The organism is Rhodococcus sp. ENV425 (assembly GCF_002887785.1).
In the GTDB taxonomy this organism is placed as follows: domain Bacteria; phylum Actinomycetota; class Actinomycetes; order Mycobacteriales; family Mycobacteriaceae; genus Rhodococcus; species Rhodococcus aetherivorans.
Window position 1 is genome coordinate 24,684 of record NZ_PCZU01000067.1, and the last position, 6,950, is coordinate 31,633.

The window sequence follows — 6,950 nt, forward strand, 5'->3', positions numbered from 1 at the left end:
GGCGCTGGTCTCGAAGATCCCGCCCCGGTCAGGGGAAACTGGGGATCCCGGGTTCCAGGCCGAGGAGAACGGCTCCGGCCGCCTCGAAGGTGTTGGTCTGGAGCATGGCGTGCTGAGCCGGGACGAGAGCGTCCCGAAGGTAGCGCTGCAGCGGGTGGCTCTCGTAGATCGCCCCGGTGCCGGCCAGGTCGAACGCGGCGAGCACGACGTTGCGGCCGACGTGGGCGGCCTGGGTTGCTCCCAGACGGAGCAGGGCCGTGTACTCGTCGGTGATCTCGTCGCCGCGGACCGCCAGGTCCCACACCTCGTCGGTGATCTCGTAGAAGAAGGCCCGAGCGGAGCGGAGATCGGCCTCGGCGCGGGCCAGCCCGGTCTTGTACGCGGGCCGGTTTCCCTTGCTGTCACCGCCGGTGATGCTGGATCGGACCGCTCCGACCTCGTGGACGTAGTCCAGCGCGCCGCGGGCGGCGCCGAGAGTCACCACCGCCAGCACCTGGGCGGCGTAGGCGAGCGACGGATACCGCGTGAGCGGCTCGTCGATCAGGGGAGCGCCACCGCGGACGAACGTCATCTCCTCGGGGACGAAGAGCCTGTCGGCCTTCACTGCGTGTGACCCCGTCGCCTTCATTCCGGCGACATCCCAGTTCTCCACGATCTCCACGTCGGCAGGGTCCACGAGGGCGGTCAGTGGCTTGCCGTTCGTTTCCGGGCCTCCGGCGAGACCGATGCCGAGGATGTCGGCGCCCAGGCATCCGCTGGCGAACTGCCAGAGCCCGCTGCACAGGTAGCCGCCGTCCACCTTCTCGGCCTTCTGCATGGGGAACAACCCGCCGGCATAGGCGACGTCCGGGCCGTCGGAGTAGATCTTCTCCTGGGTTTCGACCGGCAGGGCCGCGAAGTACACGAGCGAGGATCCGAAGCTTGCCACCCACCCGGTGGCCGGATCCACCGCGGAAATCCGCTCGACCTGCCTCATGAAGGAGGAGGGGGCCATCGGTTCTCCGCCGAACCGTGCCGGGGTCGACGCGCGGTAGAGTCCGGCCTGCTTCAAGAGCGCGATGAAGTCCTTCGGCACGAATCGTTGCCGGTTGAACTCGTCGCGCCGGTCCAGCAGCACGGCGAGGGCGTCCTCGAAGGCCTTCTCCCGGGCAGGGCCCACCGCTGCCGCCTGCACTGGTTTCATCGTGCTCCGGATCGCCATCGTCGTCTCCATCCACCTCGTCGTGTCGCGCTGAGGAAAACGCTAGGAAAGGTTCGGACGAGGCGGTATCGGGATTTCCTCCGCCGGTCATAAAGCATTCCCCTATGGTCGATCCGCCGCTCGTGGGTCGACAATGAACCGTCACGGCACCCGGAGGTGAGGATCGATGTTCCCGACAGGCCGCGACTTCCAGGAGATGGTGGAGAAGACGGAAACAGGGATCCTCATCCACGAGGCCGCGTCCAAGAACATCCTCTGGGCCAACCCCGCCGCGTGCCGGATGTTCGGTTTCACCCTCGACGAACTGCGACCGTTGAAGGCCCACCACATGAGCAGCCAGGAGCGTCAGTACCGGCGCTCGGTCGGGGTGGCGTGGTTGCAGGACGCGGTCGTACACGGCTCGAGCCGCAGACAGTGGAAGTACCGGACCAAGGACGGTCAGGACTTCCTGGCAGATGCGGTCGCCTCGCTCCTGACCTTCCAGGACGGGCAGGTCGTGATGGTCGAGTTCCGCAACATCGCCGAAGAGGTGGAGCTCCAGGAGGAGCTCAGCTGGGTGTCGCAGTCCCTACAGCGCATCATGACGCACACGTCGGCGGGCATCGTGGTGCTCGACGAGATGAACTGCATCGAGGACATCTCGCCGCTCGCGGCCCAGCTCTTCGGCAGAACGCCGGACGAACTGTCCGGTGTGTACCTGGAGGATCTGGGCCGGTGTGAGCCTCGCCTGACCGCCGAGCCCGTCGTCGCCAAATTGGACGCGGCGGCCGGGCCGGTGGGCATCATGCAGGAGATCGAGAAGAGCGACGGCAGCACCACCTGGCTGGCCGGCTTTCTCGAGGCCGTGGTGCACGACGGAATGACGTCCCGGGTGCTGACGATCCGTGACGTGACGGATCGTGTGGAGTGGGAACGCCGGCATGCGTATCAGGAGGCCAACCTCCAGTACCTCAGCCGGTACAACGCGATGGGTGACATGGCCATGATCCTCGCTCACGAACTCGGGCAGCCCCTCGCCGCCTCGACGAACTATCTGAGCGGCCTCAAGGCGCGCATCTCCGACCGATCCCTCGACCCCGAGGCGCTGAGCTACGGGTTGGACAGGATGGAGAAGCAGCTCGGCCGGGCGGCGGAAATCGTGTCCTCCGTGAAGCGCTACGTGCGGCGGATCGAGAGCACCAAGGCTGCCATAGACCTCAACGAGACGGTCGAGGAGAGCCTGTACTTCGTTCGTCTGCGGGCAGCCGAGCGGGGCGTGCACATATCGATCGACAGGTCCCGTTCCCCGTTGCCGGTGGAAGGAGAGAGCGTGCTGATCGGGCAGGTGGTCATCAACCTCTGCTTCAACGCGATCGACGAGATCGTGTTGCCCTCGACTTCCGTCAAGGAGCTGACCGTCCGGACGGCCCGGCGGGGTGAGTGGGCCTGCGTCTCCGTTCTCGACCAGGGACGAGGGATGGACGGTGCCTCGGGAAACCGTCTGGCCTCCGGGGCCTTCTCGGCCAAGCAGGACAGTTCCGGGATCGGCCTGATCATCTCGGAGCACATCGTCGAGCGACACGGGGGCAGCATCCGGTACCTGCCCAACCACCCGCACGGTACCGAGGTCCGGATGTGCCTGCCCATCTCCGAGTAACTGCGCCCACCTGGGTGGCAGCCTCGGGTGATGCGGATGTGTGCACGCTCCGCAGGACGGGCCGGAGACGTAGGCGTTCACGGGTTTGTGCAACGACACCTCCGCGGCGGGCTGCGCGGCTGGACTACCCTCGGTCTGCCCGTCGAACACCTCGAGGGACCCTCCTGTCCACAGCAGCCCGTCGCCCGGTCGGACCGGCGGATCGAAAGGGGAAACTGTGCCCCGCAGCGTCCTCGTCGTCGACGACGAACCCCACATCCGTCGCGTCCTGCGCGGCTACCTCGAGGCGGACGGCTACGACGTCATCGAAGCCGCAACGGGCTCGCAAGCGCTGACATCGGTGCAGGCCCGCCGCCCCGACCTGGTGCTGCTCGACATCCGCCTTCCCGACCTCGACGGTCTCGAGGTGCTGCGCAGGATCCGCGGATTCTCCGACGTGTACGTCGTGTTGGTCACCGCGCGCGCCGAGGAGGTCGACAAGCTGGTGGGTCTGGCGGTCGGCGCCGACGACTACATCACCAAACCGTTCGCGCCTCGCGAGGTCGCCGCCCGCGTCCGTGCCGTCCTGCGCCGCGCCCGAGGCACCGACGGTGGGACCTCCCGCGTGGTCGTCGCCGGTCTGACCGTCGACCCCGACTCCCGGGAGGTGACGGTTGACAGCACTCCCGTGGAACTGTCCGCGCTCGAGTTCGACCTGCTCCTGGCCCTGGCCCGGGCGCCGGGCCGGGTGTACTCGCGCCGGCAACTGCTCGAGAAGGTGTGGGGCGGCGACTTCTTCGGTGACGAACGGGTCGTGGACGTGCACATCCGCAGCATCCGCCGGGCGCTCGGTGACGACGCCACCGCCCCCCGCTTCATCGGGACCGTCCGCGGGGTCGGCTACAAGTTCGTGGCCACGGCCGGGGCCGACCGGTGAACCTCGGCGGTTCCCGGTTTCCCGTGCCGAGCCTGACGACGCGGCTGTTCGTCTCCCATCTGCTGGTGGCGGTGGTCGGAGCGCTGGTCACCTTCGCCGTCGTCCGGGTCGCGGCGCCGGCGTTGTTCGACGAACGCGCCCCCGGTCCCGGCGGCGGCCGCAACCGCACGAACGGGTCTTCTCCGTTGCGCGAGGTCGTGGCCGATGCCGTGACGACGGCGTTGCTGCTCGGGGTGCTTGCCGGGGTGATTGCGGCCGCCGCGCTGGGTCTGCTGGCGTCCCGGCGCCTGCTGCGGTCGCTGCGGTCGGTGCGCTCGGGCACCCGGGCGATCGCCGCCGGTGACTACCGGCACCGCATCCCGGTGCCGCCGGAGGTCGAACTTGCCGCGGTCGCCACCGATGTCAACGATCTCGCCATCCGCCTCGCCGACACAGAAGCCCGGCGGGTCCGGCTGCTGTCGGAGGTGGCGCACGAGATGCGCACCCCGTTGACCGTGATCGACGGCTACGCCGAGGGTGTCCTCGACGGTGTCTTCGCACCGGCAGAGCTGGTCCAGATCGAAACCGAGGTGGGCCGGCTGCGCAGGCTCGCCGATGATCTGTCCACCCTGTCCCGGGCGGAGGAGGGCCGTTTGGACCTGCACCCGGCCGACGTCGATCTGTCCGGCCTCGTCGTGCAGGTCACGGGCCGGTTGCGCCCGCAGTTCGACGATGCCGGCCTGACCTTGACCGTGCACCCGCCGTCCCGGCCGGTCGTGGTGTGGGCCGATGCCGACCGGATCACGCAGGTGCTGACGAATCTGCTCGGCAACGCCCTCGCCGCGACGGAGACCGGCGGCGTGAGCATCGACATCACCGCCGGTCGAGACGTCGCCACCGTCACCGTCACCGATACGGGCGAAGGACTCGACCCGGACGATGTGGAACGGATCTTCGAGCGCTTCTACCGGGTCCCGTCCCGGCGCCGGGGCGAGCACGATCTCGGCTCCGGCATCGGCCTGACCATCAGCCGGGGCATCGCCCGCGCCCACGGCGGCGACCTGTCGGCCGACTCTCCCGGCCGCGGTCACGGATCACGGTTCACACTGCAGCTGCCCACTCGAAGCGACCACCCGATCCGACGCTGACACACCCGCGCCTTCCGCGGCCGTGCGCTACTCCGAGTGCTGCGGCCCCTGCCCGTGTCCCTGGCCCTGCCCGTGTCCGCCGGCCGGCTCCTCGCCGGTCAGGGCTGCCCGGAAGGCCTGCAGATGGTGCTCGGAACCGGTGCGCAGCTTGCCGTACAGGCGGTCGATCGCGTCCTCGTCACTGACCTCGATCGCGGTGGACAGTTCGGCGATGTCGGCGGCCTCGAGTTCGGCCCCGACCGCGTACGCCTCCTCGACCGAGGTCAGACCGCGGGCGAGCCAACCGTCGTAGGCGCTCTGCAACTGAGGCTCGGCGTAGGTTCCGGCAGTGAGCCCGGCCGATGGATCGCTCACACCGTACCGACCGAGCAGAGCGCCGACGGCATCGTAGTGACGCTGTTCGCTGGCGGAGATGCGCTCGAAGATCTGTGCCCCCCACTTCTGCGCGAACTGCTGGTACAGATCTCGTGCCAGGCGTTCCTCCTCCCGCATCACCACCAGGTCGGACTGCTCCTGTGTGGACAGCGCACCGCCCGCGCCCTCGTCCGGCTCCTGGGCTGTCGCGACGGCCGTCCCGAATCCGGCGATTCCGATCGTCGCCCCTGCCGCGAGTGCGGCCACTGTCTTTCGCCAGGTGTTCATCACCGGCACCACCTTTCTCTCACCACCGAGTCAACGCACCGTCGGTGAAGGGTTCCCGTCCCGATGTGTGAAGCTTGTGTGAGAGGGCCACCGCAGGGACGGGTTCGGCAGATGCCGGGGTCCTCGGCTTCCGCTGGGGCGAGCTATGGGCTTTGGACCCTAGAGGGCCGGTGATGTGATTCGTAGCGTCGGAGTCGGCGGCATCGCGACGAGGAGGCTGGCGATGACTGATACGACGGCGACCCCCATCCCGGCCGGCATCGAGTCGCCCGACGAGGTTCACACCCGGTTGGGCACGTTGCGGTTCTTCGACGGCTTCCCGGACGACGCGACGGTCCGGACGTTGTTCGACAACCTGGACTTTCAGCGTGCCGTGCAGGCGTACCTGCTGGCTCTGCCCGCGCTGAACATGGCGGCGATGCGCAGCGCGCTCCTCGAGTGGGGCCCGGTGAACTCGACGGCGTACGTCTTCGAAGACCTGATGCATCCGCGCACCGTGTGGCTCACGGCTAACACGAGCACGTCGTACACCGCCATCTGGATCGACCTGCGCGACGGTCCGCTCGTGATCGAGGCGCCGCCCGGCGTGCTGGGCGCGATCGACGACAGCTGGGGACGCTGGGTGGTCGACGTCGGCCTGACCGGACCCGACAAGGGCCGGGGCGGCGCCTACCTGCTGCTGCCCCCCGGCTACGACGGTGAGGTCCCCGGCGGCTACTTCGTGGTGCGGACCAACAGCTTCGGCATGGTGCTGTTCGTTCGGGGCTTCCTCGACGAGCACGGCGATCCCCACCCCGCCGTCGAGGTCATCAAGGACAAGACCCGGGCCTACCCCCTCGCGCTCGCGGGCCGTCCGCCGTCCATGCGGTTCGTGAACGTGTCGCCCGAACCCATGGTCGGCGTCCCCCCGGCCGACTTCCGGGCGTGGGAAATGCTCGACGAGGTGGTGCAGTCGGAGCCGCCCGAGTCGTCCGATCCGCTCACCCTGGGATTCTTCGCCTCGATCGGCATCCGGCGCGGCACGCCGTTGGACCCCGACGAGCGCATGCGCGCGATCCTCACCGAAGCCGCCGCGGTGGGTGACGCCACCGGTCGCGCCCTCACCTACCGGTTCCGGCAGCCGGAGGCCTACCGCTACCCGGGCAGTACTTGGCGCGCATTCTTCCTCGGTGGTCATCGGTTCGAGGAGGACGGGGTCGCTCTGCTCGACGCCGCCGCTCAGTTCAACTTCTCGGTGACCGGCGTGAGTCCGGCAGAGGACGTCGAGAGGATCGGCACCGGTTCCCAGTACGTCGTCGCGTGCGTCGACGCCGACGGCGCCCCATTCGACGGCGGCCGGACCTACCGGCTCCGCGTCCCTGCGAACGTTCCGGCCGGCAACTTCTGGTCGATCCTCGCCTACGACACCCAGACCCGGTCGATGCTGCA

The 6,950-nt window shown here is 68.7% G+C and carries 6 protein-coding genes; 4 read left to right on the forward strand and 2 right to left on the reverse strand.

Annotation, left to right across the window (positions count from 1 at the left end; translation table 11 throughout):
* Positions 1 to 28: 28 nt before the first annotated feature.
* Positions 29 to 1,213, reverse strand: coding sequence for an acyl-CoA dehydrogenase family protein (locus CQZ88_RS05280; protein WP_050035955.1), 1,185 nt, complete (start codon positions 1,211 to 1,213; stop codon positions 29 to 31).
* Positions 1,214 to 1,367: 154 nt separating this feature from the next.
* Between CQZ88_RS05280 and CQZ88_RS05285 the strand changes: the two genes are divergently transcribed.
* The 3 genes from CQZ88_RS05285 to CQZ88_RS05295 all read left to right on the forward strand — a co-directional run bounded on the left by CQZ88_RS05285 (position 1,368) and on the right by CQZ88_RS05295 (position 4,880).
* Positions 1,368 to 2,837 (forward strand): PAS domain S-box protein, encoded by a 1,470-nt coding sequence (locus tag CQZ88_RS05285; protein ID WP_006931801.1) that lies wholly within the window; start codon positions 1,368 to 1,370, stop codon positions 2,835 to 2,837.
* Positions 2,838 to 3,054: 217 nt separating this feature from the next.
* On the forward strand, positions 3,055 to 3,753 hold the full coding sequence (locus CQZ88_RS05290) for a response regulator transcription factor (RefSeq protein WP_102799351.1): 699 nt from the start codon (positions 3,055 to 3,057) through the stop codon (positions 3,751 to 3,753).
* A 23-nt stretch (positions 3,754 to 3,776) separates the two neighbouring features.
* The gene (locus CQZ88_RS05295) at positions 3,777 to 4,880 is read left to right on the forward strand and encodes a cell wall metabolism sensor histidine kinase WalK (protein ID WP_251549775.1); all 1,104 of its coding nucleotides are present in this window, start codon (positions 3,777 to 3,779) and stop codon (positions 4,878 to 4,880) included.
* Positions 4,881 to 4,907: 27 nt separating this feature from the next.
* On the opposite strand, the gene CQZ88_RS05300 is transcribed toward CQZ88_RS05295, so the two are convergent.
* The gene (locus tag CQZ88_RS05300; protein ID WP_102799353.1) at positions 4,908 to 5,522 is read right to left on the reverse strand and encodes a DUF2202 domain-containing protein; all 615 of its coding nucleotides are present in this window, start codon (positions 5,520 to 5,522) and stop codon (positions 4,908 to 4,910) included.
* 223 nt (positions 5,523 to 5,745) lie between these two features.
* On the opposite strand from CQZ88_RS05300, the gene CQZ88_RS05305 reads away from it, so the two are divergent.
* On the forward strand, positions 5,746 to 6,950 hold a 1,205-nt coding region (locus CQZ88_RS05305; protein ID WP_258008449.1), incomplete at its 3' end, for a DUF1254 domain-containing protein.

Excerpts from the sequence above, each read along its gene's own strand:
- CQZ88_RS05280 (WP_050035955.1), bottom strand. The coding sequence starts at position 1,213 with ATGGAGACGACGATGGCGATCCGGAGCACGATGAAACCAGTGCAGGCG.
- CQZ88_RS05285 (WP_006931801.1), top strand. The coding sequence starts at position 1,368 with ATGTTCCCGACAGGCCGCGACTTCCAGGAGATGGTGGAGAAGACGGAA.
- CQZ88_RS05300 (WP_102799353.1), bottom strand. The coding sequence starts at position 5,522 with ATGAACACCTGGCGAAAGACAGTGGCCGCACTCGCGGCAGGGGCGACG.